Origin of the sequence: Actinoplanes hulinensis (genome assembly GCF_019429605.1) — a bacterium.
GTDB lineage: Bacteria > Actinomycetota > Actinomycetes > Mycobacteriales > Micromonosporaceae > Actinoplanes > Actinoplanes campanulatus.
Window position 1 is genome coordinate 58,144 of sequence record NZ_JAHXZI010000016.1, and the last position, 25,285, is coordinate 83,428.

A 25,285-nucleotide genomic window follows, 5' to 3' on the forward strand; every position below is an offset into this window, starting at 1 on the left:
AAGTGCCATTTGCGCATAGTGATCAATCGATTACGGAGATCGCACGTTTTTCCCGCTCTCTCATGTGCACGTGCACAGAAAAAACATTTTTCATCGGTACGCGACACAAGCCCACAAAAGCACTTTCTCGCCCCGCCAAGCCCCGCGATCAATTGCCACTCAAGCCTGTGCCGCGCCCGCCGGGCTGAGCTCGGTGGCCCATCCACCCACCCACGCGGCCCACCCACCCACCCACCAAGCCGATCCCGAACGCCCGACCCCACCAGCCCCGTTCTCGAACGCTTCCCCCGCCAGTGCCAATCTCGGACGCTTGCCCCCGCCAGCGGCGATCTTGGACGCTTCCCCTGCCAGCGGCGATCTTGGACGCTTCGCCACCGCGGGCGGTGGTCAAACGTCCAAGATCAGCGCACAAGCTTGCGGGTGCTCACGGCGGAAGCGGAAGCTGCCTGAACAGCAGCCAGCACCGCGCCCCTCCACTCTCCCAGCGGCAATCTTGGACGCTTTGCCACCGCGGGCGGTCGTCAAGCGTCCAAGATCGGCGTAACGGAGTAGCGGACGCTTTGCCACCGCGGGCGGTGGTCAAACGTCCAAGATCGGCGTGGCGGGGTTGCGAGGGCTAGCGGGACGCCTTCCAGTCCTTCACGGCGGTGAGGGTGAACGTGAACAACACGGCGGCCGCCAGGAGGGCCGTGGCGAAGATGGCATAGCCCAGGAGGGCCACGACGACCAGGAGGAGGACACGCCCGTCCCAGCCGAGGACGGCGCCGCCCGCACCGGTCGCCGGGGCGCCCTTCTCCATCCGGGCGGTCAGGTCGTAGTGACGCATGGCCAGGGCGAACAGCAGCAGGAAGACCACGGCGGGCGGAACCGGCCCGTAGAGGCCCACGGCCGCCACGGTCAGGTATTCGGCGGCCCGCAGGGCGGCCGGCACCAGCCAGTCCAGGGAGCCGTCGTGCCGCACCCGGGCGGGGAAGCCGCTGACCAGCACCGGGATCACCACGAGCGCGAGCACCCACGGGCGATGGCCCGGCCCGGCGGCGGCCGTCGCGGCCACCGCGGCCATGGCGTAGACCGTGAAGAGGGCGGCGAACGGCAACGGCCGCCCGGCGCCCACCCGGCTCAGCACCGACCGCACCAGCGGCCCGTCGTCGCGGTGCCGCATGGTGTCGACCGTGTGCAGCACCCCGACCCGCATGGAGAGGGCCCGCAGCGACCGCAGCCCCAGCGTGTAGGCCGCCGCCAGCAGACCGAAACCGACCAGGGCGGCCAGCGTCACCCGGCCGTCGGTGAACGCGGCCAGCACGGCGATCAGCGCCCACCGCTCACCGATCGGGAAGACCACGATCCGCTTGGCCCAGTAGATCAGCGACCCGCGCTGGCTCTGCGCCTTGACCGAGGCCGCGGTGAGCCGCGCACCCACGCCACCGGACGCGGCCGGGGCGGGACGGGCGGCGGCCTCGTCGTGCAGGGCGCCGTACCAGGTGTCGGTCATGTGCCGGGCGGTCTGGAGGATGATCGCGGCGATCGCGAGCGGCCACGCGTACGGCAGCCCGATCCGCTCCGCCCCGGCCGCCAGCCCGGCGTAGACCGCGTACTCCTTGGCCCGGTCGGCCATCGTGTCGAGCCAACCGCCGAAGGCGTCGAACTTCCGCGTGTACCGCGCGAGTTGCCCGTCCACGCAGTCGAGCACGAACCCGAGGTAGAGCAGCACCCCGCCGAGCACCATGGCGACCCGGGAGGCCTGCCAGAACAGCAGCGCCGCGGCGACCGCGAAGAGCACCGACAGCCCGGTCACCGCGGTCGGTGTCAGCCGGAGCCGGGCGGCGGCCCGGGTGACCAGCGGCGACCAACTGCTCACCGCGTACGTCGTGAAGAAGTCGTCCTGTTCCTTGACGGCGAGCCGGAGGCGCGCCGCGTCCTCGTCCACCGCGGCGACCGCGTCCCGTGCCCCGGCCAGTTCCGCCTCGGTGGTGACCTGCTCGGCGTGCAGCAGGCGCACCCGGGTGGCGACCGGCACGAACCCGTCGGCGAGCATCTCGGCCAGCACGTCGGGGTGGTCGGCGGCCTTCTCCAGCAGCGGCAGCTCGGCGGGGGCGATGCACATGGCGCCCAGGTAGCGCACGGTCCCGCCGCCGGGCGGGGCGGCGATGACGCGGCCCCGGTCCTCTTTGAGCTCACCGGCCGGGTCGGCGGCGACGAGCACGGTGCTGCGCCCGGCCGGTTCGGTGGCCAGCGTCCAGAGCAGGCTGCCGTGCGCGACCAGGTTGTCGGCGCAGATCAGGAGGGGGACACCCGCGTCGCGGGCCTGCCGGGCCAGCTCCCGCAGGCGGACGGCCTCGCCGTCGCCCGGGGTGAGGCGGTGGACCGCCGGGATCCCGGCCGCCCGCAGCGCACCGGTCAGGTCGCCGGCGAGCCGGTCGGCGTCACTGTCCGGGATGGCGGGGCCGGTTCGTGCGGTCAGAACGGCCAGCGTCACCGGAGCACCACCGCTTGCCTCCTCAGCCTGACGGACCGGTCCTCACCAGGCCCGAAACGCGGTCCAGGTTAACAGCGGGCGTCACGTGGGTACGGGTCACCCTTACGGGAGCTGACTCGCTCGCATCCACCCGTGGAACGAGGGACGGCCCGGCTCCCGTACCTACCGTCGAAGTGGCCACGGCAGAGAGCCGGGGCCGCCGCCGAAGGAGTGGATGACGTGACCAGCCCCCTCAGGACCCGCTCGTTCTCCCGCCCCCGTCACAACCGCCGGATCGCCGGTGTCTGCGCCGGGTTGGCCCAGCGTTTCGGGATGCGCCCCGGCACCGTCCGGCTGCTGTTCGTCCTGTCCTGCCTGCTCCCGGGCCCGCAGTTCCTCGTCTACCTGGTCCTCTGGGCGCTGATGCCCAGCGAGTGACGCCCGTCGGAGGGCGTGAGCCCGAAAACGGGTAGGCGACACCGGCCTGGTCGGCTCCCCCCGTACGCCGGCCGGTGATCGCCGGTGGCGTGGGGGGGGCGGGCGGGGGGGGCGGGGGGGGGCCCCCCCCCCCGGGGGAGGGGGGGGGGAGGGGTACCCGGGCCGGGGTTAGCGCTCTCCGGGCAGTGCGGCCCGGAGAGCGACGACCACCCTGGGTCATGGGTTGGCGAAGGTCACCGTGACCGTCGAATAGCCCAGCCGTGCGAAGAGGCTCTCCAGCATGCGCTGCGTGTTCTCCCGGGCCCGCTCGTCCAGCCCGCTCGCCCGGGCCGCCTCGGTGATCCGCTGCTGGGCGAGCTGATAGACCTGCTGCTGCTTGCCGGGATCGTCGCGGAAGGCGTCACCGATCCGGTTGAAGAGCCCGCGCTCCTCGGCGACCACGTAACTGCGCTCCATGTCGAGAGCGGCCGTGGACTGCTGCGGGGCGGGCAGCCTCAGCTCGATCGTCTTCTTCTCCTCATCCACCTTGAGCGCGTCACCGGCCAGGCCGCCGAAGTCGACATAGGCCTCGACGGTGCCCGAGCCGACGAACAGTGTCCGCCGGTTGATCAGGAAGTCGGGGATGTTGTCCCGGTTCTCCTGGAGATCGACGATGACCTGGAACGTGCCGTCGGCCGCCACGAACCGCTCCAGGTCGCGCATGGACTCGAGGAGCACCGGCTGGCTGCGGTCGGTCGTCCGGTCGGCGAACGGGTTGTCGAAGGTGGGCAGCACGTTGATCGCGCGCAGCCCGAGGCAGGACGCCACCAGCAGGGCGAAGACGACGCCCACGAAGATCAGCAGCCGGGCGAACCCGCTGGGTCCGCGCTGAACGGCCGGGAACTCGCTGGTGGGCTCGGGGTCGGGGGATGCGGGGGCGGGCGATTCAGCCATGTCTAAACGGTACGGAGGGGGTACGACAATCCGCGACCCGAGCACCCACCCGGACGCCTCACCGCGCGAAAGCGTTCAAACCGGTCAGCTTCTGCCCGATCGACAGCTGGTGGATCTCCGACGTCCCCTCGTACGTCAGCACGCTCTCCAGATTGCTGGCGTGCCGCATCACCGGGTACTCCGCCAGGATCCCGTTGCCGCCCATGATCGTCCGGCACTGCCGTGCGATCTTGATGGCCTCCCGCACGTTGTTGAGCTTCCCGACGCTGATCTGCTCCGGCCGCAGCGGCCCGTCCTGCCGCTCCCGCCGCCGCCCCAGATGCAACGCCAGCAGGAACCCCTTCTGCAGCTCCAGGGCCATGTCCGCGAGCTTGGCCTGGGTCAGCTGGAACCCGGCGATCGGCCGCCCGAACTGCTCCCGCGCGGCCGCGTAGTCGAGCGCCGTGTCCAGGCAGTCCCGGGCCGCCCCGAGCACACCCCAGATGATGCTGAGCCGGGCCTCGGTGAGGCAGGACAGGGGCGCCATCAGGCTGCGGGCGCCGGGCAGCCGGGCGCTCTCCGGCAGCCGGACCTCGTCCAGGACGATCTCGCCGGTGCTGGACGCGCGCAGCGACATCTTGTGGCTGATCTCGCGGGCCGTGTAGCCGCTCACGTCGGTCGGGACGACGAATCCGGCCACGCCCTTGTCGGCTCGGGCCCAGATGATCGCCACGTCGGCGATCGGCGCGTTGAGGATCCAGGTCTTCACGCCGTCGAGCACCCAGTCGTCGCCGTCCTTACGGGCCCGGGTGGACATGCCGGTCGGGTCGGAGCCGTGGTCCGGCTCGGCCAGGCCGAAGCAGCCGATCGCCCGGCCGGACGCCAGCGCCGGGAGCCAGGCGAGTTTCTGCTCCTCGGAGCCGTAGCGCCAGATCGCGTACATGACCAGGGAGCCCTGCACCGAGATCAGCGAGCGGATCCCGGAGTCGGCGGCCTCCACCTCCATGCAGGCCAGGCCGAGGGCGACCACCGACGAGCCGGCGCAGCCGTATCCCGTCAGGTGCATGCCGAACAGGCCGGCCTTGCCGAACTCGACGGCCAGCTCCCGGATCGGGGCATCGCCGTTCTCGTACCACTCGGCCACGGCCGGACGAACGTGATCGTCGGCGACGCGGCGGGCGAGAGCGCGGGCGTCGCGCTCCTCATCACTCAGCAAATCGTCAAGATCCAGCAGGTCAAGAGGTCGAACACCCATGACTCAAGCTAACCGCCGGGCGTCCAACATCGACAGACCCGGATGAGATCAGGCCTCCAGGACCAGCACCCGCGCGTGGATCTCCTTGCGCTGCTGCAGGGCCGCGCGCAGGGCGCGGTGCAGACCGTCCTCCAGATAGAGGGCGCCGTGATATTCCACGACATGGGGGAAAAGGTCGCCGTAGAAGGTGGAATCCTCGGCGAGCAGCTTGTCCAGCGCCAGCTCGCGCTTGGTGGTGATGAGGTCGGCGAGCCAGACCTTGCGCGGCGGAATGTCCGCCCACTCCTTGAGCGTGGTCTGGTGATCGGGGTACGGGGCTCCGTCCCGGACCGCTTTGAAGATCACGGCGGCTGCCCTTTCCGTGAGAACCGTATGCCAGCGTAACCCCGGGCCGGTCAGACCTCGCCCGCCGAAGTCCACCGGCCATGATGCACCACGGAGTCCACCGGACGGTGCCCACGCCGCAGTGACGGTGACCTCTTGTCCTCCCCCCGGTACCCGATCGTCAGTGCTCCGATCGGGCGGAACTCCGGCGGCACCCCGAACGCCTCCTTGAAGGCGTCCACCCGGCCGGCGGGCAGCCCGATGAAGCACGACCCGAGGTCCTCGTTGACCGCGGTGAGGTGCATGAGCAGGGCGGCGAACCCGGTGTCGATGTCCCAGAACGGCGCGGGCCAGCGGGACTCGTCACGATCCGCCCAGCCTTTGTCGGGCTGGGCGTAACGCTCCAGATAGGCCGATTTGTTGGACAGCGCCACGATGATCAGCGGCGCCGTCCGCATCCGGGCCAGCCAGCCCTCGGCCGGCCCCTCGGCATCCGCGGTCGCCGCCCAGAACCGGTCGCGATCGGCCCGCCCGGTGAGGACCAGGAAACTCCAGCCCTGCGAGAAACCGGCCGACGGCGCCCGCAGCCCGTGCCGGACGATCTTGTCGACCAGCTCCGGCGGGACCGGGCGGTCCGGGTCGTAACCGCGCACCATCCGCCGGCGGCGGACCACCTCGTCGAACTCCATCAGGCCCGGATGCCCCAGGACGTCGACCAGGCGACACCGGGCTGAAGGACGACCAGGTCACGCCCGGTCCGGAAGGCATCCGGCGGGCAGGTCATCGGCTCCACCGCGACGGACCGGCGGAACCGCTCGCCGTGCAGGGTGTCGGCGGTGAAGACCTGCCAGTAGCGGTACTTGTCGTCGGCCCAGACCACGATGTCGCGGCCGGAGGCCGGGTCGGACAGGGTGACCGCGGTGATCCCGTCGGGGCCGAAGTCGATGTCCCCGAAGGTGGTGTCCAGCACCAGGTCACCGATCCGGCGGGGCTCGCTGAAGTCGAACTCGGTCCCGGCGATCTTGGTGGCGCCGATCGGCAGCAACCGGTTGTCCGCCAGGATCCGCGACCTGGCCGGCACGTGGAGCACGGTGTCCTCCACGGTCACGCCGGGCAGCCGCAGGTACGGGTGGACCGAGTACCCCCAGGGCGCGTTCGACTCCGAGGTGTTCACCACCTCCTGCACCGCCCGGAGCCCGTCGGCCGACACCGACCAGCGGTTGCGCAGGCGCAGCGACCACGGGTAGCCGACCTGGGCGGGCAGGTCGTACTCCAGCGTGACCGCGTCGGCGGTCTGCTCGACGGCGTGCCAGCGGGACCAGTTGACCAGCCCGTGGATGGCGTTGTGCCGGGCCGGCTCGGTGAGCGCGAGCTGGTACGACCGCCCCTCGAACTCGTACTTCCCGTCCCGGATCCGGTTGGGCCAGGGCGCCAGGATCTGCCCGGCCGAGCCTGGGGCGATCTCGTCCTCACCGAAGCCGTCCAGCAGTTCGGCGCCGTCGACGGAGTACGCCCGCAGCGTGCCACCGATCTCGGTGACGACGGCGCGGTGCCCCGCCTCCTCGATCGACCACTGGCTCCCGGACCTCGCGGCTGACTCTGCGCTCATACCCGCGACACTATCCGGCGTCCACCCGCTCCGGCTCGGACTGGTAGCGGATCAGCGCGGGCGAGGTACACGCGAGCACCACGGCCAGTCCGGCGGCGACGAACCCGCCGCCCACCCAGGACGTGCCGACGCTGGTCAGGTCGGCGGTGGCCCCGGCCCGCAGGTCACCGAGGCGGGGTCCGCCGGCCACCACCACGGTGAACACGCCCTGGAGGCGACCGCGCAGCCGGTCCGGCGCGAAGGTCTGCATGATCGTCTGCCGGTAGACCGCGCTGACCAGGTCGGCCGCGCCGGCCAGGGCGAGCATCAGCACCATCACCCACAGGTGGTCGGCCAGCCCGGAGAGGCCGATCGCCACACCCCAGCCGACCACCGCGACCACCAGGGCCAGCCCCTGCCTGCGGACCCGGCCGATCCAGCCCGAGGTGAGCCCGCCGATCATCGAGCCGATCGCGATCGCGCTGTACAGCCAGCCGACCACCGAGCCGCCGCCGAACTGGACCGCGATCGCCGGGAACAGCGCCCGGGGCATGGCGAACACCATGGCGATCAGGTCGATGGCGAAGGAGAGCAGCAGCACCGGCTGGGTGACCAGGAACCGCAGGCCGGCGAGGATGCCGCGGAGTCCGGCGCTGGGCCTCTCGGCGTGATCGTCGTGGACCGCGGGCGGGATGTCCGGCAGCCGCCAGGTGGCCCAGAAGGTGACGGTGAACAGCAGGGCGTCCACCGCGTACGCCACGGTCACGCCGGCGCCGGTGGACCAGACGCCCATGATCACGCCGGCCGTGAGCGGCCCGAGCACCCCGCCGGTCGTGATGGCCGTGTAGTTCAGCGTGTTGGCGGCCGGGACCAGGCCCTCCGGGACGATCCGCGGCACGATCGCCTGCCGGGCCGGGGAACTGACCGCGAACCCGGCCGACTGCACCGCGGTGAGCGCCAGCAGCAGGTGCCCGCTGCGCACCCCGAGCAGCGCCTGGATCAGCAGCGCGAGCGTGCTGACCCAGGTGATCACCGAGCTGCACAGCAGCAGCCTGCGCCGGTCCACCACGTCGGCCACCGCGCCGCCCCAGAGACCGAAGATCAACAGCGGGAGCAGCCCGGCCACGCCGAGCAGGCCCACCCAGGTGGGCGATCCGGTGATCGCGAACATCTGCACCGGTACGGCCACCGCGGTGAATTGGAAGCCGAAGTACGACGCGCCGTTGCCGATCCAGGTCCGCCGGAACGTGGGCACGCCCAACGGCCGCGTGTCGATCATCCAGGACCGCGGCCGCCGGATCGCCTGCGTCAAGGCGCCAGCCTCTCCACCACCCAGCCCGGACCGGTCGCGCGGTAGCGGAGGCGGTCGTGCAGCCGGCTGGTCCGGCCCTGCCAGAACTCCACGGCGTCGGGCCGCACCCGCAGCCCGCCCCAGTGCGGCGGGGCCGGCACCGGACCGGTCCCGAACCGCTCGGCCACCGCGGCCAGGCGATCGTCCAGCGCCTCCGGCCCGGGCAGCACCGTCGACTGCGGGCTGGCCCAGGCGCCGAGCTGGGAGCCGCGCGGCCGGGACGCGAAGTACTCCTCGGTCTCCGCCTGCGAGACCCGCTCGACCGGGCCGGTCACGATCACCTGGCGCTGCATCGGAAACCAGGGGAAGACCAGGCTCGCGTACGGATTGGCGGCCGTCTCCCGGCCCTTGCGCGACTCGTAGTTGGTGAAGAAGACGAAACCGCGGTCGTCGTACCCCTTGAGGAGAACGGTCCGCGCCGAGGGACGCGCCCCGGCGTCCGCGGTGGCCACGATCATCGCGTTGGGCTCCGGCAGGCCGAAGGCCGTCGCGTCGGCGAACCAGAGCGCGAACTGCTCCGGCCAGGTGGCCGCCAGAACACTCTCGGTCAGCGGCGGCCACTCCCCGTAGTCACGGCGCATCCCGGCGGGTGACGGTGCTTCGGCGCCCATGCCGCTCCCTCGCTCTCGACCCTTCCCCGGCGCAAACTACTGAGGTAACCCCGGGATGTGAAACGAACCGTAAATCCCCCACCGCGAATCGTCAGTTGAACCAGGATGGGTGTCATCCAGAGCACAATCGCGATGGGTCGACCATGCCGTTACCCGGCGGGCAAGATGAATGGCCCACCGCAGTTCGGTTCCACAGGGAGTGCCGTGACCGACTTCAAGCCGGGGCTCGAGGGCGTCATCGCGTTCGAGACCGAGATCGCCGAGCCCAACCGTGACGGTGGCGCCCTGCGATACCGCGGCGTCGACATCGAGGACCTGATCGGGCAAGTCTCCTTCGGCAATGTCTGGGGCCTGCTGGTGGACGGCAGGTTCGGCCCGGGGCTGCCACCCGCCGAGCCGTTCCCGGTGCCGGTGCACTCCGGGGACATCCGGGTCGACGTGCAGTCCGCCGTCGCGATGCTGGCGCCCTACTGGGGCCTGTCCCAGATGCTCGACATCAGCGACGAGCAGGCCCGCCGCGACCTGGCCCGGGTGTCGGTGACCGCGCTGTCCTTCGTCGCCCAGGCGGCCCGCGGGCTGGGCCTGCCGGCCGTCCCGCAGAAGGACATCGACAAGGCCGAGACCATCGTGGAGCGGTTCATGCGCCGGTGGCGTGGCGAGCCGGACCCGCGGCACGTCAAGGCCGTCGACGCGTACTTCATCTCCTCCTGTGAGCACGGTCTCAACGCGTCCACCTTCACCACCCGGATCGTCGCCTCCACCGGCGCCGACGCGGCCGCCTGCATCTCCTCCGGGATCGGCGCGCTCTCCGGCCCGCTGCACGGCGGGGCGCCCACCCGGGTGCTGCACATGATCGAGGCGGTCGAGCGCAGCGGCGACGCGGCCGGCTATGTGAGGGACCTGCTGGACCGTGGCGAGCGGCTGATGGGCTTCGGCCACCGGGTCTACCGCGCCGAGGACCCGCGGGCCAAGGTGCTCCGCCGGATCGCGAAGGACCTGGGCGCCCCGCGCTTCGAGGTGGCCGAGGCACTGGAGCGGGCCGCGCTGGCCGAGTTGCACGAGCGCAAACCCGACCAGCATCTGTGGACGAACGTGGAGTTCTGGGCCGCCGTGGTGCTCGACTTCGCCGAGGTCCCGGCGCACATGTTCACCTCGATGTTCACGTGCGCCCGGGTGGCCGGGTGGAGCGCGCACATCCTGGAGCAGAAGAAGCTCGGGCGGATCCTGCGGCCGGGTCTCCACTATGTGGGACCGGAGCCGCGGAAGCCGCAGGAGGTCGAGGGCTGGGATCAGCTCCCGCATAATGTGTGACCGTGGCTGACATCCGGATCCCCGACACGATCAAACCCGTAGACGGCCGTTTCGGCTCGGGCCCGAGCAAGGTCCGTCCCGAGGGTGTCGAGGCGCTCTCCGCGGTGTCCCGCACCTTCATGGGCACCTCGCACCGGCAGAGCACGGTGAAGGACCAGGTGGCCCGGCTGCGCCGTGGCCTGGCCGAGTTCTTCTCGATCCCCGACGGCTACGAGGTGATCCTGTCCAACGGCGGGACCAGCGCCTTCTGGGAGGTCGCCACCTTCGGCCTGGTCCGGGAGAAGGCCCAGTTCGCCGAATTCGGCGAGTTCGGCGCCAAGTTCGTGCAGGCGGTCACGGACGCGCCCTTCCTGGCCGAGCCGACCGTGCACCGGGCCCCCGGCGGCCAGGCGTCGTATCTGAGTGCCGAAGCCGGCGCCGACGTCTACGCGACCGTGCAGAACGAGACGTCCACCGGTGTGGCCGTCCCGGTCCGCCGGGTCGAGGGCGCCGACCCGGGCGCGCTCCTGCTCACCGACGCCACGTCGGGCGGCGGCAGCCTCGACGTGGACGTCCGGGAGACCGACGTCTACTACCTGGCCCCGCAGAAGGCGCTCGGCTCGGACGGCGGGATCTGGCTGGCCCTCATGTCGCCGGCCGCGATCGAGCGGGCGTACCAGATCAAGGCGTCCGGGCGGTACATTCCCCAGTTCCTGGACCTGGTGACCGCGATCGAGCAGTCCCGGCTGGAGCAGACCTACAACACTCCGGCGCTGGCCACCGTCTTCCTCGCCGCCGAGCAGGTCGACTGGATGAACGCGCAGGGCGGCCTGTCCTGGGCGGTCAAGCGCAGTGCGGAGAGCGCGGCGGCGATCTACGGCTGGGCCGACCGGTCGTCCTTCGCGCAGCCGTTCGTCACCGACCCGGCGCTGCGGTCGGCCGCGGTGGCCACCATCGACCTGGAGGGTGTGGACGCCGCGACCATCGCGAAGGTGCTGCGCGCCAACGACGTGGTGGACACCGAGCCCTACCGCAAGCTGGGCCGCAACCAGCTCCGTGTCGCCCTCTACCCGACCGTCGACCCGTCCGACGTGACCGCTCTCACAGCCTGCATCGACTATGTGGCCGAACGTTTGGGTTAGTCATATTGACGGCGCTCCGCGCGTACCGATAAAGGTTGAAGGAAGCCGCCGCCGGAGAACGAAGATCATCTCCGCTGGTCAGCAGTTTGACGGCGTGGCTTACCCCCATCGGGTGACCAAGGGGCGTACCGTGTTCCGAAACGCGCCCGGGTGAATGACTCTCGGGAGCACAGGCCAACGCGACGAGACGGAGGCAACGCATGCGGCCGGTACGCTTCGTCGCCCTCTCTGAAGACGGTCAGGCTCTCGTGCTCGCCGACGAGGTCGGGCGCCTGCTGGCTCTCCCCATCGACGAGCGCGTCTCCGGGCTCCTCACCGAGGGTCCCGCGGCTCCCGGCACGGCCGTGGCGGTCCTGTCCGGCGAGTCGGCGCCCTCGCTGTCCCCGCGTGACATCCAGGCCCGCATCCGGTCCGGCGAGTCCGCCGAGGATGTGGCCCGCATCGCCGGTGTCCCGGTCGACCGGGTCCTGCGCTACGCCGGCCCGGTCTTGCAGGAGCGGGCCATGCTGGCCCAGCACGCTCGCCGGACCAGGCTGAAGACATCTGACTCCGGTCAGCCACTGTCCGAGGTGGTCGACGGCCGTCTCGCGCAGCACGGCATCGACACCGAGAAGATCTCGTGGGACGCGTTCCGCCGCGACGACGGCACCTGGCGCATCGTCGCCACCTGGCCGTCCGGCAAGGCCACCGCTCAGGCCATCTGGGATCTGGACAAGGGCCGTCAGGTGGTGTCGCCGCACGACGACATGGCTCAATATCTGTGCGCCGAGCGCCCCACCCAGATCCTCGGCCAGGAGCCCGCTCCCGAGCGCGGCGGCCACGGTCTGCCCGGTCCCGCCCGGAGCACCGAGCCGAGCCGTGGCGGCCACGGTCTGCCCAGCGCCGACCCGGTGCCGTCCCGTTCGGGCCGTGACCCGATCCGGGCCGGCCGTGACGCGCTGCTGGCCTCGCTCGACCGGCCGCTCGAGAGTTCGTCCGGCCGTGGCCTGGAGCCGGCTCCCCGCCGCCCGGTCGCCGGGGGCGCCGCGGCGCTGATGGGCGGTGGTTCGGGTTCCGCCTTCGACGACGACGCCGACCTGCCGAAGGAGGTGCCGGCCGTGCCGTCCCTGGCGGTGCTGCGCCCGCGCCGCACGGTGGGCCAGAGCACCTCGGCCAACACCGAGTCGGAGGAGAGCAGCAAGCCGCGCAAGCGTCTCCCGAGCTGGGACGACGTGTTGTTCGGCGGCGGCCCGGCGGCCCGCGAGTCGTCCTGACCGGCACACGCCTCTTCGTCGCCGTCTTCCCGTCCGCGGAGGCCCGCGATCATCTGCGCCGTCACCTGCCGGCGCACGCCGCCCGCCGCCCGGACAGGTGGCATGTCACCCTGGCGTTCCTCGGCGAGGTGCCGGAGGAGCCGGTCGTCGAGGTCCTGACCACGGTTCCCCGTCCCGGCCCGGTGCGCCTGCACCTGGCCGGCAGCGGGCGGTTCGGCCCGGTGCTCTGGGCCGGTCTGCTCGGTGATCTGGAGCCGTTGGCGGCCTTCCGCGAGCGGGTCCGGGTCGCGCTGACCGAGGCCGGGTTCCCGATCGACGGGCGGCCGTTCCACCCCCATCTGACGATCTCCTACCGGTTCGACCGCCGCATCGTGGCGGCGCTCGCCGACTATGCCGGACCGTCCTGGGAGGTCGACGAGTTCTCCCTGGTCAGCAGCGCGGACGGCGAATATCACCGGCTCTGGGCCGGTCCGCTCTGACTCCTCAGGCGGACGGGCCGGTCTCCCGGCGCAGGATCAGGCCGGCCGCCTCCAACGTGGCCTCCACGCGGAGCCGCTCCAGATCCAGGTCCGAGCCGGTCAGCGACTGTAAACGCTCCGGGACGCCCAGGCAGCGGCACGCCATCCGCAGGTAGGTGTCGTAGGCCAGCATGACGGCGTTGAACAGCGCCTCCGACTGCGCCACCAGCCCGCTGCGCCGCTGGTGGTCGAGACGGCGCAGCTCGTACGCGATCCGCTCGATCGGCGGCAGGCGCAGCGCGGCCAGGCGGGACGGGTCCCAGCTCTTCATCCCGCGCTCGAGGCGCCGCAGCGAGGCGCCTTCGTGGCGGCCTCGCGGGCCCCGCTCGACCCGGCGGCGGGACCGGCGGGCCAGGTGGCGTTGGGCGGCGCGGTCGCGGCCGTTACGGGCGCGCAGCTCGCGGCGCCCCCGGCGGGTGAGCAGATGACGCAGGTCGGACGCCTGGCCGCTGAGCATGATGGTGGCGGCGCACGGCAGGATCAGCAGCGCCGAAAGCGCCGCCGACAGCACAGCGAGATGCGCGATCGCCACGGTTAGACGCTAGGCCCTGTCCGGCCAGGCGGGAATACCCGTTTGGTGGACCCGGCCTGCCGACCTTGCCGGGATCCCGGATTTCTCCGGGATCCCGGACCGATCAGACGTTCACGCCGGAACCGGAGTGCGCGAGCGGTTCGGCGTGCGCGCGGGACGCACTCCGCGGCCGCGGCACCACCGGGGTGACGGCCAGCCGGATCCGCCGGCTCGACCGCCTCTCGATCCGCAGCCGCTCGCCGCTGGCCCGCAGCTGCCAGGCCAGTGCGCCCAGGGCGGCCACGAAGCTGACCAGACCGGCCGCCCAGATGCTCGACGGCACCCCGAAACGCTCGCCCCACCAGCCGGAGAGCGTCGCCCCGATCGGTGTCGTGCCGAGGAAGACCAGCACGTACAGGGCCATGACCCGGCCCCGGTACTCCGGGTCGACGCCCATCTGCACCCGATGGTTCGCCCCCTGGGCCAGGTAGATCGAAAAGAAGCCGGTGGGCACCAGCAGCAGCGCCGCGACCGCGAAGTTAGGCGCGAACCCGACCGCGAACTCGAACACCCCGAAGAACAGCGCCGCGCCGATCACCTTGTAGACGCCGGGGCGGGTCCGGCGGCGGGTGCCGGCCAGCGCGCCACCCAGCGAGCCGATGGCCAGACACGTGGTGAGCAGGCCGAACGACGACGGGCCGGCGTTGAACTCGATCTTCGCGAGGGAGGCCAGCGTGACCGGGAAGTTGAAGCCGATCATGCCGATCACGGCCATCATGCCGATCGGCAGCAGCAGGTCGTGCCGTTTGCCGACGTAGCGCAGGCCGTCGATCACCCGGGCGTCGGCACCGGCCCGGCGGTCGGTGCCGTGCAGCTCGGCCTGACGCATCCGCAGGTAGGTGAAGACCGGCGCGACCGCCAGCACGGTCGAGATCAGGAACACCCCGGGCGTGGAGAGCACCGCGAGCAGCACGCCGGCCAGGGCCGGGCCGCTGATCCGGGCGATGTTGAAGGTGGCCGCGGAGAGCGCCAGCGCGTTCGGCAGCAGCCGCAGCTCGACCAGCTCGGAGACGAACGCCTGCCGCACCGGGGTCTCCACCGCGTTCGCGATGCCGAGGAGCAGCGCGGACACGAACACGTGCCACAGCTCGACCACGCCGGCCGCGACCAGCACCGCGAAGAGGATCGCGAAGGCGGCGAAAGCGGCGTTCGCCGCGACCAGCAGCTTGCGCTTGTCGTACCGGTCGGCCAGGCGGCCACTCCAGAGGGTCAAGACCATCACCGGTACGAACTGAAGCGCCGTGACCATGCCCAGTGCCCCGGGTGAGTCGCCGGAGAGCTCGAGTACCAGCCAGTCCTGGGCGGTGAACATCATCCACACCCCGACCAGCTTCACCAGCTGCCCGCCGGCGAACAGTCGGTAGTTCGGAACCCGCAGGGATATGAATGTGGTGTTCAGGGCTGCCCGCACGCGGTATGCGCCTCCTAGGTCGTACGCGTCATCGCCGAGTGATGAAGCGGAACGACCTCGGGTCGGGGTCAGCCCCGGGCGACCCGCTGCAGGATCTCCGCAGCGTGTGCCAGGGTGTCCCGTTCCTCGGGAGTGAGCCGGTCCAGCTGGACGGCGAGCCACTCGTTACGGGCCCGCTCGTGCAGTGCGTAAACCGCCCGGCCCTCGTCCGTGGCGGCCAGGATCACCTGGCGCCCGTCGGTCGGATGCGGCGTACGCGCGACGAGCCCGCGTTCCTCCAGCTTCCCCACGATCTTCGTCATCGTCGGGGGCTGGACGCGTTCCACGTCGGCGAGCTCACGCGGAGTCAGCGCGCCGGCCAGCTGGAGGCTGGTCAGCGCGGACAGCTGACTGAACGTCAGATCACCCACGGGGCGGGCCTGCCGGACCCGCCGGCTGAACCGGATGATCGCATCCCGCAGCGTCTTGGCCAGCGATTCCGCTGTCGTGCGCTCCGTCGTCATCACCCGCTCCATCACGGTCCTTAGCCTAGCTAATGAGCATGGCTAACGACATCCGATTATCCGTATGACAGCCGTCACCGGGCACGCTAGCGCACCCGGTTGACGGCCGAGAATCCTCAGAGGATCCAGGACTCCAGCGGACCCCTGGTGAAGTACAGGACGAACAGGGCGGCGATGCCGTACATCATCGGGTGGATCTCCCGTGCCCGGCCGGTGGCCACCTTCAGGACGACGTAGGTGATGATCCCGGCCCCGATGCCGTTGGAGATCGAGTAGGTGAACGGCATCAGCGTGACGGTGAGGAACGCCGGCAACGCGATGGTGTAGTCCGTCCAGTCGATCTGCCGGACCGCGGTCATCATCAGGAAGCCGACCACCACGAGCGCGGTCGACGCCGCCTCGAACGGCACCACCTTCACCAGCGGCGCGAAGAACATCGCCACCAGGAAGAGCGCACCGGTGACCACGCTGGCCAGACCGGTTCGGGCGCCCTCACCGACACCGGACGCGCTCTCCACGTACGACGTGTTGCTGGACACACTGGCCGCGCCACCGGCCGCCGCGGCGATCGAGTCGACGAGCAGGATCTCGGTGGACCGCGGCGGCATGCCGTCGGCGTCGAGCAGCCCGCCCTCCTGGCCGACCGCGACCATCGTGCCCATGGTGTCGAAGAAGTCCGTCACCAGCAGCGTGAAGACGAACATCAGCGCGACCAGCGGACCGGCCGTCGACCACGAGTCGAGGACGTTGAACTTCCCGATCAGCGACAGGTCGGGGGTGTCGATGATCTGCTCGGGCAGCGCCGGCACGTTCAGCGACCAGCCACCCGGCTTGACCACGGCCGGGCCGAGACCGGCGATCGCCTCCACGATGATCGCGATGACCGTGGTGCTCAGGATGCCGATCAGGATCGCGCCCTTGACCTTGCGGACGAACAGCACCAGCGTGATCATCAGGCCGACCACGAAGACGAACGTGGGCCAGGTCACCAGCTTGCCGCCGAGGCCCAGCTCGACCGGGACGGTGGTGTTGGCGGCGTCCGGCACCCGGTGCACGAACCCGGCGTCGACCAGGCCGATGATCATCAGGAACAGGCCGATGCCCACGCCGATCGCCGTCTTCAGCTGCGTCGGCACCGCCTTGAACACCGCGGTACGCAGCCCGGTCAGCACCAGGATCGCGATCAGCACACCCTCGATGACCACCAGGCCCATCGCGTCGGCCCAGGTCATCTCGGGCGCGATCTCGTACGCCACCAGGGCGTTCACACCGAGGCCGGCGGCCAGCGCCAGCGGGAACCGGGCGACCACACCCATCAGGATGGTCATCACGCCGGCGACCAGGGCGGTACCGGCCGCGAGAGCCGCGATCGGCAGCTTGGCGCCGGTCCCGTCCGTGCCACCGGCCAGGATCAGCGGGTTCAGCACCACGATGTAGGCCATCGTGAAGAACGTGACGAAGCCGCCACGCACCTCGCGGCTCATCGTCGAGCCGCGCTTGGATATCTCGAAGAACCGGTCGAGGGCCTTCTTCGCCGTGCCGGTGCCCGGTTCGCTATCTACAGACATGGGACCTTCCGAAAGGGGGCGCATGAATGAACGCGCGCATGCTTTCAGATGCAACTACCTCGGTAAAAGCCGTGCGATGTTACAACTCTCACGCGCTGCGCCGATGCGATCCGTAATGGCCGTACCCTGGCGGAGTGAGTGACCTGTCTCCCGCCACGCACACCGGCGACCCGTTGCCGGCCCTCACCGTGGTGACCGGGACGAAACCACGGCCCGCACCACTCGATCCCCCGATGGTCCCGTTCGCGCTGGCCGGCGTCGCGGCCTTCGCCGTCGCGACGTTGATCACATGGTTCACCGATGCGCCCGACCTGTGGTTCCAGACATCCCTGGCCGGGCTGCTGTGGGGCATCCCGGGCACACTGACCATGGTCGTGCACGATCGGAACAGGCGGCGCCGCCGGGCGCTGACGCACCCGGAGTTCACCGTCGACGGCTAGCTGTGGCCGTAATCCTCGGCCGGCTCGCCGGACTCCACCGAGCCGTGCCCGCGGCTGACCGCCACGGCCTCCACCTCGCTGTCGTCGTACACCGTGGGGAGTTCGTCGACCGGCTGCTCGGCCGCGCTGAGCAGCGCCTCCGAGTGGGCGCCGCAGCCGTGGTCGGCGCTGACCGCCCGGCCGTCGTCCGGCGCGTACAGATTGCCGCACACGCCGAACATCTGCCGCATCGTCCCGGCGAGCGGAAGGTAGAAGCCACAGGTGCCGCAGCGGGCGTTGCGCGGGGCGGCCGCGGAGATCGGCGCCTCCGGGCCGGCGTCGCCGTCATACCACCGCTGGGCCGTCTCCATCCGGCCGTCCTTGGACATCACCCGGGACCGGCCGAGGCCCAGCTCCCAGGAGACGTCCTCGACGGCCGCGTCGTCGCTGAGCACATAGCCCGGGGTGAGCCGCTCGTCGTCGGGCGCGGTCGGCATCAGGTCGCCGACACCCAGATCGCCCGGCTGCACCCGCTCGTTCCACGGCACCCAGCCGGGGGCGAGCAGCGCGTCCGGCCCGGGCAGCAGCACCGTCTCGCAGACCGTGACGTGCCGGCTGCGCGGGACGCGGGTCACCGTCACGGCCCAGCGCCAGCCCTGGTAACCGGCCAGATGGCTCTCGAAGAAATGGGTGACGACACGATCGGCCTCGGCGACGGCTTCGAGATGCTCACCGATGTCGCTGGGATCCACTTCGGTGATGGCACCACGGGCCACCCCGACAGCATCGGCACAGACCTGGTCGAGTCGGGCGGCGCGGGTGGTGGTCCTGGAGGTCACCCGCCCATTGTTGCCTACCGAACCCGGGTCCCCGCAACGACTCCCCAGATAGACCGGCGCGGAACCGGGCGCGGGTCGCCCGCATCAGTCAGGATGGTTCCCATGCCGCTGCTTCCCACGCTCGGACGCACCGTCGGCACCGGCATCAAGGCCGCCCGCCTGCTGGTGCGCGGCTCGGTGCGCGGCGGCGCCTGGGCCACCCGCCGCGTCGGCTCGGCCCGCGCCCGCGGCGCCGCCAACGAGATCGGCATGATCCGGCTCTTCGACCTGCACGCCGTCTCGTGCGCGGGCGACGCCCTCATCGCGATCGGCCTGGCCGGCACCATCTTCAGCGTCCCGCTCGGTGAGGCACGCAGCAAGGTGGGGCTCTACCTGCTCATCACGATGATCCCGTTCGCGCTCCTCGCGCCGATCGTCGGGCCGCTGCTCGACCACTTCCGGCACGGCCGGAGGTATGCGCTGGCCGCCACCTTCCTGGGCCGCGCCTTCCTGGCCTACGTGATGTCCGACAACCTGCTCGAGTGGGGTCTCTATCCGGCGGCCTTCGGGGTGCTCGCGCTCTCCCGGGCGTACGGGGTGGCCCGCTCCGCCGCCGTGCCACGCCTGCTGCCGGAAGGTGTTGGGCTGTCCCAGGTGGGTGCGCGGGCCAGCGTCTACGGCACCTTCGCGGGCATCCTGGTGGCGCCGATCGGCCTGCTCGCCTTCAAGTTCGGGCCACAGTGGCCGCTGCGGGTCGCGACCCTGATCTTCCTCATCGGCATGGTGGTGTCGCTCCGCCTGCCGCCCCGCGCCGACTCCGACCCGCCCGAGGAGCTGCCCCGTGCCTGGCACACCGTGCTGCGCATGGGCCGCGGCGGGGACCGCCCGCTCTCCGGCCCCCTGGTCGTCGCCACCCTGATCGGCAGCAGCAGCCTGCGCCTGCTCTACGGCTTCCTGCTGCTCTTCCTCACCTTCGCGATCATGGGTGGCCAGCTGACCACCTCGGTCCTCGGCGTGGAACTCGCCCGCGGCGCCGCGGTCGGCCTGGTCGGCGCGGCCCTGGCCATCGGCACCTTCGTCTCCACGGCGGCCGGCACCGGCCTGCGCATCCGCCGGCCCCTGGCCCTCCAGTCCAGCGGCCTGATCGTCACGGCCGGCGTGGCGGTGCTCACCACGATCTTCTACAACCTCGCGACGGTCACGCTGCTGGCGCTGCTCACCGCGATCTTCAGCGGCATCGCCAAGCTGACCGTGGACGCCAGCATCCAGGAGCGGGTCCCGGAACGGCAGCGGGCCACCGCCTTCGCCCACTCGGAGACGGCGCTCATGCTGGCCTGGGTGGCCGGCGGCGGCCTCGGCATCATCCCGTTCGACGGCCGTCTCGGCATCGGCTTCGCCGCCCTGCTCGCCGTCCTGGCGGCGGCCCGGGCCGCCTGGTCGGCCGCCCGGCTGCACAACGAACGCCTCGCGGGCCGCCCCGACGCCCTCCCCCTCGACCCCGACGCCGAGCCGGACCAGGACGTCACCGGCCCCACCCCGGGAACCCGCCGGACCACGGGCCCTCTCCGGTCCTCCCACGGCGCCGACCCGGACACCACCGATTTGGACGACCTCTGGACCTCGACCACCATCGACCCCGAACCGACGAGCGGGTCGCGGCCCATCCCGCCCGGCCCCGGCGGTGACCCGGCCCGCCGCACCACCGCGAAGGCGCCGCGCGCGGCCGGCCCGACCTCCCGGACCCGCAAGGTCGCGGCCGCCACACCCACCCCTCGCCGCCCATCGGACACACCGGCCCCTCGCCGCCCGGCCGACACCGGGTCCGGCGACACCGAGCGGCTCGATCCCCCGGCAGGCCGCCGCTGGTGGGGAGGCAAACGCAAGAGCACGGCAACGGGCCCCGCGCGTGAGCCGGACGGTGCGGCCCGCCCCACCGCACGCACCAAGAGCCACGACTGGGACGACCTGGCCGACGACGAGCCCACCACCCGGGATCCGGCGGCGCCCCCCGGATTCCACGTCTACCGGCCGTCCTCCGCCCCACGCGACGACCCCGAATCGTGAAGCGGGCCACCACAGCCCCACACGCCGCGCCCTTGGGTGTTGAGAGGCCTCCGCGAGTCGACCAGAGCCCAAGATTGAAGACGCAACGTGGATCTTGAGGATTGGGGCACCGCCAAGAGCCTTCTTCTTGACTGCCGACGGCCGAGTCCGCAATCCCTCGCCGATAGGACGTGTCACCCGGCGCGTTCTTGAACGATTTGCCACCGCTGTGGGTGGCCAATCGTTCAAGAACGCATAACGTTGGCATCCAAAGCGGGCGAAACGGGCGCCTGATTCCGACCAAAGACCCATTTCAGCCTAGTGCGGTGGACGGCGGGCCCATTCGGCGATTCGCCCGACCGGGCGCTTGACGTAGAACCACGAACACCCAGGAAGAAGACTCCCAAGCGGCACCCAGCACTCAAGATCAGGACCGTGCCAGAGCCATGACCCGGAGAGCCTCGCCGCACGACATCAAGCCGGGGCGGCGCGGGAGAACACGACCACGACAAAGACGGAGCGCGTGCCGGAGAACACGACCGCGACTTGGCGAATCGCCGTCGGCCGCACGAGACTGATCCGGTGAACGGCGAGGACCTGTGACCGCGTACCCCCTCTTGATCGTGACCGCGGTGGCCGCCGAGGCCGATGCCTTCCGCGCCCACCTCGACCCGGACCGTGCCGTGGTCGAGGCCGTAGGCGTCGGGCCGGCCGCCGCCGCCGCCGGAACCGCCCGCCTGCTCGCCACCGGCCACTACCGCTCGGTGCTCAGCGCCGGCATCGCGGGCGGTTTCCCCGGCCGGGCCCCGGTCGGCAGCCTGGTGATCGCCACCCGCAGCATCGCCGCCGACCTGGGCGCCGAATCGCCCGACGGCTTCCTCCCGATCGAGGAGCTCGGCTTCGGCAGCAGCGTCCTCGACGCCGATCCCACCCTGGTCAAGGCCCTAGGAACCGCCCTGCCCGAGGCGATCCCCGGCGAGATCCTCACCCTCGCCACGGTGACCGGCACGGCGGAGACCGCCGACCGCCTGGCCACCCGCTTCCCTCTCGCCGCGGCGGAGGCGATGGAGGGGTACGGCGTCGCCGTCGCCGCATCCGGAGCCGGCCTGCCCTTCGCCGAACTCCGCGCCGTCTCCAACCCGGTCGGCCCCCGCGACCGTGCCGCCTGGCGCCTGGCCGACGCGTTCGCCGCCCTCCGCGCCGCCACCCCGGCCCTCAACGCACTCCCTTGATCAAACCCCTTCCCTGTACGCCGAAGCCCGCCCGCCTGCCCCCTCAACGGACGGCATCGCCTCCTGAAGGGGCTGTTTGAGGGGCGCGCGACAGCGCTGGCCGGCTGAGGGAACGGCAGGGCGGTGGTGTGCGCAGGCCGTACCGGAGAAGTGCGGCGGTTTGCGGGGAACTGACCTGATCGCGGGCTTCCCGAACCCTGATCACGAAGGCCGCCGAGTGGATCATTTACATCGAGGCTGTTGCCGTTGGCGGCCGCGGGCGGCATGCTGCGCTGAACAAAGGATGTGACCGGGAACACCGCCGCCGGCTCCGAAGCGAGGATCGATGAACGACGTCAGCGGCACCGCAATGTCGGCGGGAGCCCGGGCCCGGTTGATCGGCGCCGGATATGCCGCGCAGGGGCTCGGTTACGCGACGGTCGTGACGGCGCTGCCGGAGTTCAAGGACCGTCAGGGCATCGACGACACGTTCGTCTCGGCGATCCTGCTGCTGGTGTGCGTCGCGGCGGCGGGCGGCTCGGTGCTGGCCGACCGGATCGCCGCCCGGTGGGGCAGCCGGTACGCGCTCGCCTCCGGCCTCCTGATCGTCGGTCTGGGTCTGGCCGGGACCACCTTCCGGTCGCCGAACGCGGTGTTCGCGGCCATCCTGCTCGCCTACGGGGTGGGCCTGGGCGCGGTGGACGCCTCGCTGAGCATGCAGGGTGTGCTGGTGCAGGCCCGCCTCGGGCGCAGTGTGATGAGCCGGCTCTTCGCCGCCTACACGGCCGCGGCCATCGTGGCGGCGCTGCTCATGTCGGCGGTGCTGGCTGGCGGCGTGGGGGCGGCCGTGGCGGTGGCGGTGGCGGCGCTGTTCGCGATCGTCGTGGGACTGGTGGGCTGGCGGCTGTTCGAGCCGGGGCGCACCCTGCGGTCGGCGGTCGCGCATGCCGGGGGCGGTCGCGGCGTACGTAGGGTCGTGGTGGTCTGCGGGATGTTGATCTTCACGGCTTTCCTGGTGGACTCGGCGGTCAGTACGTGGAGTTCGGTCTACCTGAAGGACTCGCTGGCCGCGGCCGCCTCGGTGGCGCCGCTCGGGTACGCCGCCTACCAGGGTGCGGTGCTGGTCAGCCGGCTGGTGGCCGACCACATGACGCCGCGGGCCGGGCGGGTGCCGCTCGCGATCGGTTCCCTGGTGGTGTGCGGCGTTGGCTGCGGTCTGGTGGTCGTGCTGCCGGCGGTGGGCGCCGCGGTGACCGGGTTCGCGATCGCCGGCGTCGGGGTCGGCGTCCTGGTGCCGCTGGCCTTCAGCGCGGCCGGTGAGGCGGCTCTGGCCAGCAGCGACGAGGTGATCGCGAAGGTGAACCTGTTCAACTACGGCGGCGCGCTGGGCGGGGCGGTGCTGATCGGGGCGCTGTCCGAGCCGATCGGGTTGCGCTGGGCGTTCCTGATCCCGGTGGTGGCGGTGATCGCGACCCTGCCGCTGGCCCGGCGCCTGGCCAACCTGACGGTAACCGCACCGACGGTCGACAAAGCGCCGGCCTGACGGTGACCCACCGACCGTGGACAAAGCGCCGGCCTGACGGTGACCGCGGCGAACAAAGCCGCCGGACCGACGGTGACAAGGACCGCCGGACCGGCGGTGGGCGCCCGCGGAGGCATAAGCTGTCGCCGTGCCGAAGCTGGTGGATCACGACCTGAGGCGGGCGGAGCTGCTGGCGGCGGCCTGGCGTGTGGTCCGGGCGCGCGGTGTCGAGGGCACCACCACCCGGGCGATCGCCGACGAGGCGGGTTGTTCGCTCAGCGTGCTGGCCCACTTCCTGGGCGGCAAGGACGACATCCTGGTGGCCGCGCAGCGGGCGGTCTACGACCGGATCGTGGAGCGCGCCTTCCGGATCGGTGGTGACCTGTTCGGGCTGGACGCGTTGCGCGCCGCTCTGGAGGCGGTGCTGCCGATCGACGAGGAGCGGGCCGCCGACGCGCATGTGAACGTGGCCTTCGCCGGGGCGGCGCTGTCGCATCCCCGGCTGGCCGAGTCACGCCGTGCCTCGCACCGGGAGATCCGCGGCCACCTGCGGACCTGCCTGCGGGAGGCGCGCGAGCTGGGTGAGCTGCGCGCGGGGGTCGACGACGAGGCCGTGATCGACGACTTCATCATCCTGGTCGAGGGCAGCACCCTGCTCAGCCTGGTGGACGGCTGGGCGGAGGAGGGACGCGCCGAGCGGCTGTCCCGCCTCGCCACCACATTCACTGATCAGTTGCGTGGCTGAGCCGCGATCAGATCCCGGTACCAGAACCAAGAATCCTTTTTCGTACGCTCAAGCGTCGAAAAATCAACGTAAATGAGCCCGAAGCGCTCGTCATACCCCGCGGCCCACTCGAAGTTGTCGATCGCCGACCAGACGTAGTAGCCGTCCACCCGTACCCCGGCGGTGATCGCGTCCGAGACCGCACGCAGGTGAGCGTCCAGGTAGGAGATGCGCCGCTCGTCGTGGACCCGGCCGTCCGGCCCGGGCGGCGAGTCATGGAACGACGCCCCGTTCTCCGTGATGATCACCGGAGGCAGGTCCGGGTACCGGTCGCGCAGCGTCACGAGGATGTCGGTGAGCCCGGCCGGCACGACGGCCCACCCGAAGTCGGTCCGCTCGTCGCTCTTGACCGGCACCGGCGAGAACGGCATGTCCGCCGGAATGTCCACTTCGAGCACACCGGAGTAGTCCTTCCCTGCCTTCGGCGCCTCGATCATCGTCGGCTCGTAGTAGTTGACCCCGTAGAAGTCGAGCCGCGCCCGGATCAGTTCGAGGTCCCGGTCGAGCTGGGCCTCCGGCACTCCGACCCCGGCCCGGATCAGCTCGTCCGGATAGTCGCCGAGCAGGATCGGGTCGGAGAAGGTCCAGTTGGTGAGCGCCGAGAAGATCGCCGCCGCCTCGACGTCGGCCGGATCGTCACTGGCCGCCGTGACCGGGAAGTGCTGCTGCGCCACCCCGATGGACCCGGCCCCGTGGGTACGCAGGACCCGCACCGCCAGCCCGTGCGCGAGCAACTGGTGGTGCGCCGCAGGCAGGGCGCCCAGTCCGAGTCCACGGGCCGGGGCGTGGTCGGCGAGCGCGTACCCGTACAGGGTGTGCACGTTCATCTCGTTCATGGTGATCCAGTCCCGGACCCGGTCGCCGAGGCGCGTCACGAGGGCACTGGCGTGGTCGGCGAGCCGGTGCGCGGTGTCCCGGTTCATCCAGCCGCCGGCGTCCTCCAGTTCCTGCGGCAGGTCCCAGTGGTAGAGCGTCGGCACCGGCCGGACCCCGGAGGCGAGCAGCCTGTCCACGAGCCGGTCGTAGAAGTCGAGGTCACCGGCGAGCACCCGGGGCCAGGAGAACGAGAACCGGTAGTCGTGCACACCGGCCTCGGCGATGAGGTCGACGTCCGAGGCGTACCGGTGGTAGTGGTCGCTCGCCACCCGGGCGTCCTGGCCGTGCCGGACGGCCCCGGGACGGGCGGTGAAGGTGTCCCAGATGCTCGGGCCCTTGCCGCCCGCGTCGGCCGCGCCCTCGATCTGGTACGCCGAGGTGGACATGCCGAACCGGAAACCGGGTGGGAACTGGGGGTACAC

General features: G+C 71.3%; 24 protein-coding genes. 10 read left to right on the forward strand and 14 right to left on the reverse strand.

Annotated elements, in window-relative coordinates:
- Positions 1 to 616: 616 nt before the first annotated feature.
- Positions 617 to 2,476 carry a DUF5941 domain-containing protein gene (locus KZ829_RS28170; RefSeq protein ID WP_220146949.1) on the reverse strand — a complete coding sequence of 620 codons (1,860 nt, stop codon included), beginning with the start codon at positions 2,474 to 2,476 and terminating at the stop codon, positions 617 to 619.
- 219 nt (positions 2,477 to 2,695) lie between these two features.
- On the opposite strand from KZ829_RS28170, the gene KZ829_RS28175 reads away from it, so the two are divergent.
- A complete protein-coding gene (locus KZ829_RS28175; RefSeq protein ID WP_220146950.1) occupies positions 2,696 to 2,893 on the forward strand; it encodes a PspC domain-containing protein in 198 nt (65 codons plus the stop codon).
- Positions 2,894 to 3,109: 216 nt separating this feature from the next.
- Here KZ829_RS28175 and KZ829_RS28180 read toward each other — a convergent pair whose 3' ends face one another.
- The 7 genes from KZ829_RS28180 to pdxH are packed head-to-tail and all read right to left on the reverse strand — an operon-like array spanning position 3,110 to position 8,934.
- Positions 3,110 to 3,826 (reverse strand): DUF4230 domain-containing protein, encoded by a 717-nt coding sequence (locus KZ829_RS28180; RefSeq protein WP_220146951.1) that lies wholly within the window; start codon positions 3,824 to 3,826, stop codon positions 3,110 to 3,112.
- A gap of 58 nt (positions 3,827 to 3,884) precedes the next feature.
- Positions 3,885 to 5,060: an acyl-CoA dehydrogenase family protein gene (locus KZ829_RS28185; RefSeq protein WP_220146952.1), complete on the reverse strand. Its 1,176-nt coding sequence runs from the start codon at positions 5,058 to 5,060 to the stop codon at positions 3,885 to 3,887.
- Positions 5,061 to 5,108: 48 nt separating this feature from the next.
- Entirely contained in the window at positions 5,109 to 5,405 is a 297-nt protein-coding gene (locus tag KZ829_RS28190) for a type II toxin-antitoxin system VapB family antitoxin (protein ID WP_220146953.1), read from the reverse strand.
- A gap of 50 nt (positions 5,406 to 5,455) precedes the next feature.
- Positions 5,456 to 6,073 carry a nitroreductase family protein gene (locus KZ829_RS28195; protein ID WP_220146954.1) on the reverse strand — a complete coding sequence of 206 codons (618 nt, stop codon included), beginning with the start codon at positions 6,071 to 6,073 and terminating at the stop codon, positions 5,456 to 5,458.
- Complete coding sequence (locus KZ829_RS28200; protein ID WP_220146955.1) at positions 6,073 to 6,993, reverse strand: aldose 1-epimerase family protein; 921 nt, start codon at positions 6,991 to 6,993, stop codon at positions 6,073 to 6,075. Before KZ829_RS28200 ends, KZ829_RS28195 begins: the two co-directional genes overlap by 1 nt.
- A 10-nt stretch (positions 6,994 to 7,003) precedes the next feature.
- Positions 7,004 to 8,251 carry an MFS transporter gene (locus KZ829_RS28205; protein WP_220147114.1) on the reverse strand — a complete coding sequence of 416 codons (1,248 nt, stop codon included), beginning with the start codon at positions 8,249 to 8,251 and terminating at the stop codon, positions 7,004 to 7,006.
- A gap of 29 nt (positions 8,252 to 8,280) precedes the next feature.
- The gene (gene pdxH / locus KZ829_RS28210) at positions 8,281 to 8,934 is read right to left on the reverse strand and encodes a pyridoxamine 5'-phosphate oxidase (RefSeq protein WP_220146956.1); all 654 of its coding nucleotides are present in this window, start codon (positions 8,932 to 8,934) and stop codon (positions 8,281 to 8,283) included.
- A 204-nt stretch (positions 8,935 to 9,138) separates the two neighbouring features.
- On the opposite strand from pdxH, the gene KZ829_RS28215 reads away from it, so the two are divergent.
- The 4 genes from KZ829_RS28215 to thpR all read left to right on the forward strand — a co-directional run bounded on the left by KZ829_RS28215 (position 9,139) and on the right by thpR (position 13,098).
- Complete coding sequence (locus KZ829_RS28215; protein ID WP_220146957.1) at positions 9,139 to 10,245, forward strand: citrate synthase 2; 1,107 nt, start codon at positions 9,139 to 9,141, stop codon at positions 10,243 to 10,245.
- A gap of 2 nt (positions 10,246 to 10,247) precedes the next feature.
- On the forward strand, positions 10,248 to 11,366 hold the full coding sequence (serC, locus tag KZ829_RS28220) for a phosphoserine transaminase (RefSeq protein ID WP_220146958.1): 1,119 nt from the start codon (positions 10,248 to 10,250) through the stop codon (positions 11,364 to 11,366).
- 200 nt (positions 11,367 to 11,566) lie between these two features.
- Positions 11,567 to 12,619, forward strand: coding sequence for a septation protein SepH (gene sepH / locus KZ829_RS28225; protein WP_220146959.1), 1,053 nt, complete (start codon positions 11,567 to 11,569; stop codon positions 12,617 to 12,619).
- Entirely contained in the window at positions 12,616 to 13,098 is a 483-nt protein-coding gene (gene thpR / locus KZ829_RS28230; RefSeq protein ID WP_281428267.1) for an RNA 2',3'-cyclic phosphodiesterase, read from the forward strand. Before sepH ends, thpR begins: the two co-directional genes overlap by 4 nt.
- Before the next feature lie 4 nt (positions 13,099 to 13,102).
- Here the strand turns inward: thpR and KZ829_RS28235 are convergent, their stop codons facing one another.
- The 4 genes from KZ829_RS28235 to KZ829_RS28250 all read right to left on the reverse strand — a co-directional run bounded on the left by KZ829_RS28235 (position 13,103) and on the right by KZ829_RS28250 (position 17,190).
- A complete protein-coding gene (locus KZ829_RS28235) occupies positions 13,103 to 13,669 on the reverse strand; it encodes a hypothetical protein (protein WP_220146960.1) in 567 nt (188 codons plus the stop codon).
- Between the two features lie 103 nt (positions 13,670 to 13,772).
- Positions 13,773 to 15,119, reverse strand: a complete 1,347-nt coding sequence (locus tag KZ829_RS28240) for an MFS transporter (protein WP_220146961.1) — start codon at positions 15,117 to 15,119, stop codon at positions 13,773 to 13,775.
- A 68-nt stretch (positions 15,120 to 15,187) separates the two neighbouring features.
- Positions 15,188 to 15,622 carry a MarR family winged helix-turn-helix transcriptional regulator gene (locus KZ829_RS28245; RefSeq protein ID WP_183225326.1) on the reverse strand — a complete coding sequence of 145 codons (435 nt, stop codon included), beginning with the start codon at positions 15,620 to 15,622 and terminating at the stop codon, positions 15,188 to 15,190.
- 116 nt (positions 15,623 to 15,738) lie between these two features.
- Positions 15,739 to 17,190 (reverse strand): NCS2 family permease, encoded by a 1,452-nt coding sequence (locus KZ829_RS28250; protein ID WP_220146962.1) that lies wholly within the window; start codon positions 17,188 to 17,190, stop codon positions 15,739 to 15,741.
- A 233-nt stretch (positions 17,191 to 17,423) separates the two neighbouring features.
- Between KZ829_RS28250 and KZ829_RS28255 the strand changes: the two genes are divergently transcribed.
- Positions 17,424 to 17,630: a DUF2530 domain-containing protein gene (locus KZ829_RS28255; RefSeq protein ID WP_204297649.1), complete on the forward strand. Its 207-nt coding sequence runs from the start codon at positions 17,424 to 17,426 to the stop codon at positions 17,628 to 17,630.
- On the opposite strand, the gene KZ829_RS28260 is transcribed toward KZ829_RS28255, so the two are convergent.
- On the reverse strand, positions 17,627 to 18,496 hold the full coding sequence (locus tag KZ829_RS28260; protein WP_221246041.1) for a DUF3027 domain-containing protein: 870 nt from the start codon (positions 18,494 to 18,496) through the stop codon (positions 17,627 to 17,629). The two genes, KZ829_RS28255 and KZ829_RS28260, sit on opposite strands and share 4 nt — an antisense overlap.
- Positions 18,497 to 18,541: 45 nt before the next feature.
- Here KZ829_RS28260 and KZ829_RS28265 point away from each other — a divergent pair, with 45 nt between their 5' ends.
- The 4 genes from KZ829_RS28265 to KZ829_RS28280 all read left to right on the forward strand — a co-directional run bounded on the left by KZ829_RS28265 (position 18,542) and on the right by KZ829_RS28280 (position 23,948).
- On the forward strand, positions 18,542 to 20,491 hold the full coding sequence (locus tag KZ829_RS28265) for an MFS transporter (protein WP_372453907.1): 1,950 nt from the start codon (positions 18,542 to 18,544) through the stop codon (positions 20,489 to 20,491).
- A 578-nt stretch (positions 20,492 to 21,069) separates the two neighbouring features.
- Positions 21,070 to 21,702 carry a futalosine hydrolase gene (locus KZ829_RS28270; RefSeq protein ID WP_220146964.1) on the forward strand — a complete coding sequence of 211 codons (633 nt, stop codon included), beginning with the start codon at positions 21,070 to 21,072 and terminating at the stop codon, positions 21,700 to 21,702.
- Positions 21,703 to 22,027: 325 nt separating this feature from the next.
- On the forward strand, positions 22,028 to 23,224 hold the full coding sequence (locus KZ829_RS28275) for an MFS transporter (protein WP_220146965.1): 1,197 nt from the start codon (positions 22,028 to 22,030) through the stop codon (positions 23,222 to 23,224).
- Positions 23,225 to 23,351: 127 nt separating this feature from the next.
- On the forward strand, positions 23,352 to 23,948 hold the full coding sequence (locus KZ829_RS28280) for a TetR/AcrR family transcriptional regulator (RefSeq protein ID WP_183225332.1): 597 nt from the start codon (positions 23,352 to 23,354) through the stop codon (positions 23,946 to 23,948).
- Here the strand turns inward: KZ829_RS28280 and KZ829_RS28285 are convergent.
- The gene (locus KZ829_RS28285) at positions 23,933 to 25,285 is read right to left on the reverse strand and encodes a GH1 family beta-glucosidase (RefSeq protein ID WP_220146966.1); all 1,353 of its coding nucleotides are present in this window, start codon (positions 25,283 to 25,285) and stop codon (positions 23,933 to 23,935) included. The two genes, KZ829_RS28280 and KZ829_RS28285, sit on opposite strands and share 16 nt — an antisense overlap.

What these genes read in the sequence shown, in the direction of transcription:
- KZ829_RS28195 (WP_220146954.1), bottom strand. Translation starts at nt 6,073, where the DNA reads ATGGAGTTCGACGAGGTGGTCCGCCGCCGGCGGATGGTGCGCGGTTAC.
- KZ829_RS28250 (WP_220146962.1), bottom strand. Translation starts at nt 17,190, where the DNA reads ATGTCTGTAGATAGCGAACCGGGCACCGGCACGGCGAAGAAGGCCCTC.
- KZ829_RS28275 (WP_220146965.1), top strand. Translation starts at nt 22,028, where the DNA reads ATGAACGACGTCAGCGGCACCGCAATGTCGGCGGGAGCCCGGGCCCGG.
- KZ829_RS28180 (WP_220146951.1), bottom strand. Translation starts at nt 3,826, where the DNA reads ATGGCTGAATCGCCCGCCCCCGCATCCCCCGACCCCGAGCCCACCAGC.
- pdxH (WP_220146956.1), bottom strand. Translation starts at nt 8,934, where the DNA reads ATGGGCGCCGAAGCACCGTCACCCGCCGGGATGCGCCGTGACTACGGG.
- KZ829_RS28245 (WP_183225326.1), bottom strand. Translation starts at nt 15,622, where the DNA reads ATGACGACGGAGCGCACGACAGCGGAATCGCTGGCCAAGACGCTGCGG.
- KZ829_RS28185 (WP_220146952.1), bottom strand. Translation starts at nt 5,060, where the DNA reads ATGGGTGTTCGACCTCTTGACCTGCTGGATCTTGACGATTTGCTGAGT.
- KZ829_RS28265 (WP_372453907.1), top strand. Translation starts at nt 18,542, where the DNA reads ATGGTTCCCATGCCGCTGCTTCCCACGCTCGGACGCACCGTCGGCACC.
- KZ829_RS28205 (WP_220147114.1), bottom strand. Translation starts at nt 8,251, where the DNA reads ATGATCGACACGCGGCCGTTGGGCGTGCCCACGTTCCGGCGGACCTGG.
- KZ829_RS28200 (WP_220146955.1), bottom strand. Translation starts at nt 6,993, where the DNA reads ATGAGCGCAGAGTCAGCCGCGAGGTCCGGGAGCCAGTGGTCGATCGAG.
- sepH (WP_220146959.1), top strand. Translation starts at nt 11,567, where the DNA reads ATGCGGCCGGTACGCTTCGTCGCCCTCTCTGAAGACGGTCAGGCTCTC.
- KZ829_RS28255 (WP_204297649.1), top strand. Translation starts at nt 17,424, where the DNA reads ATGGTCCCGTTCGCGCTGGCCGGCGTCGCGGCCTTCGCCGTCGCGACG.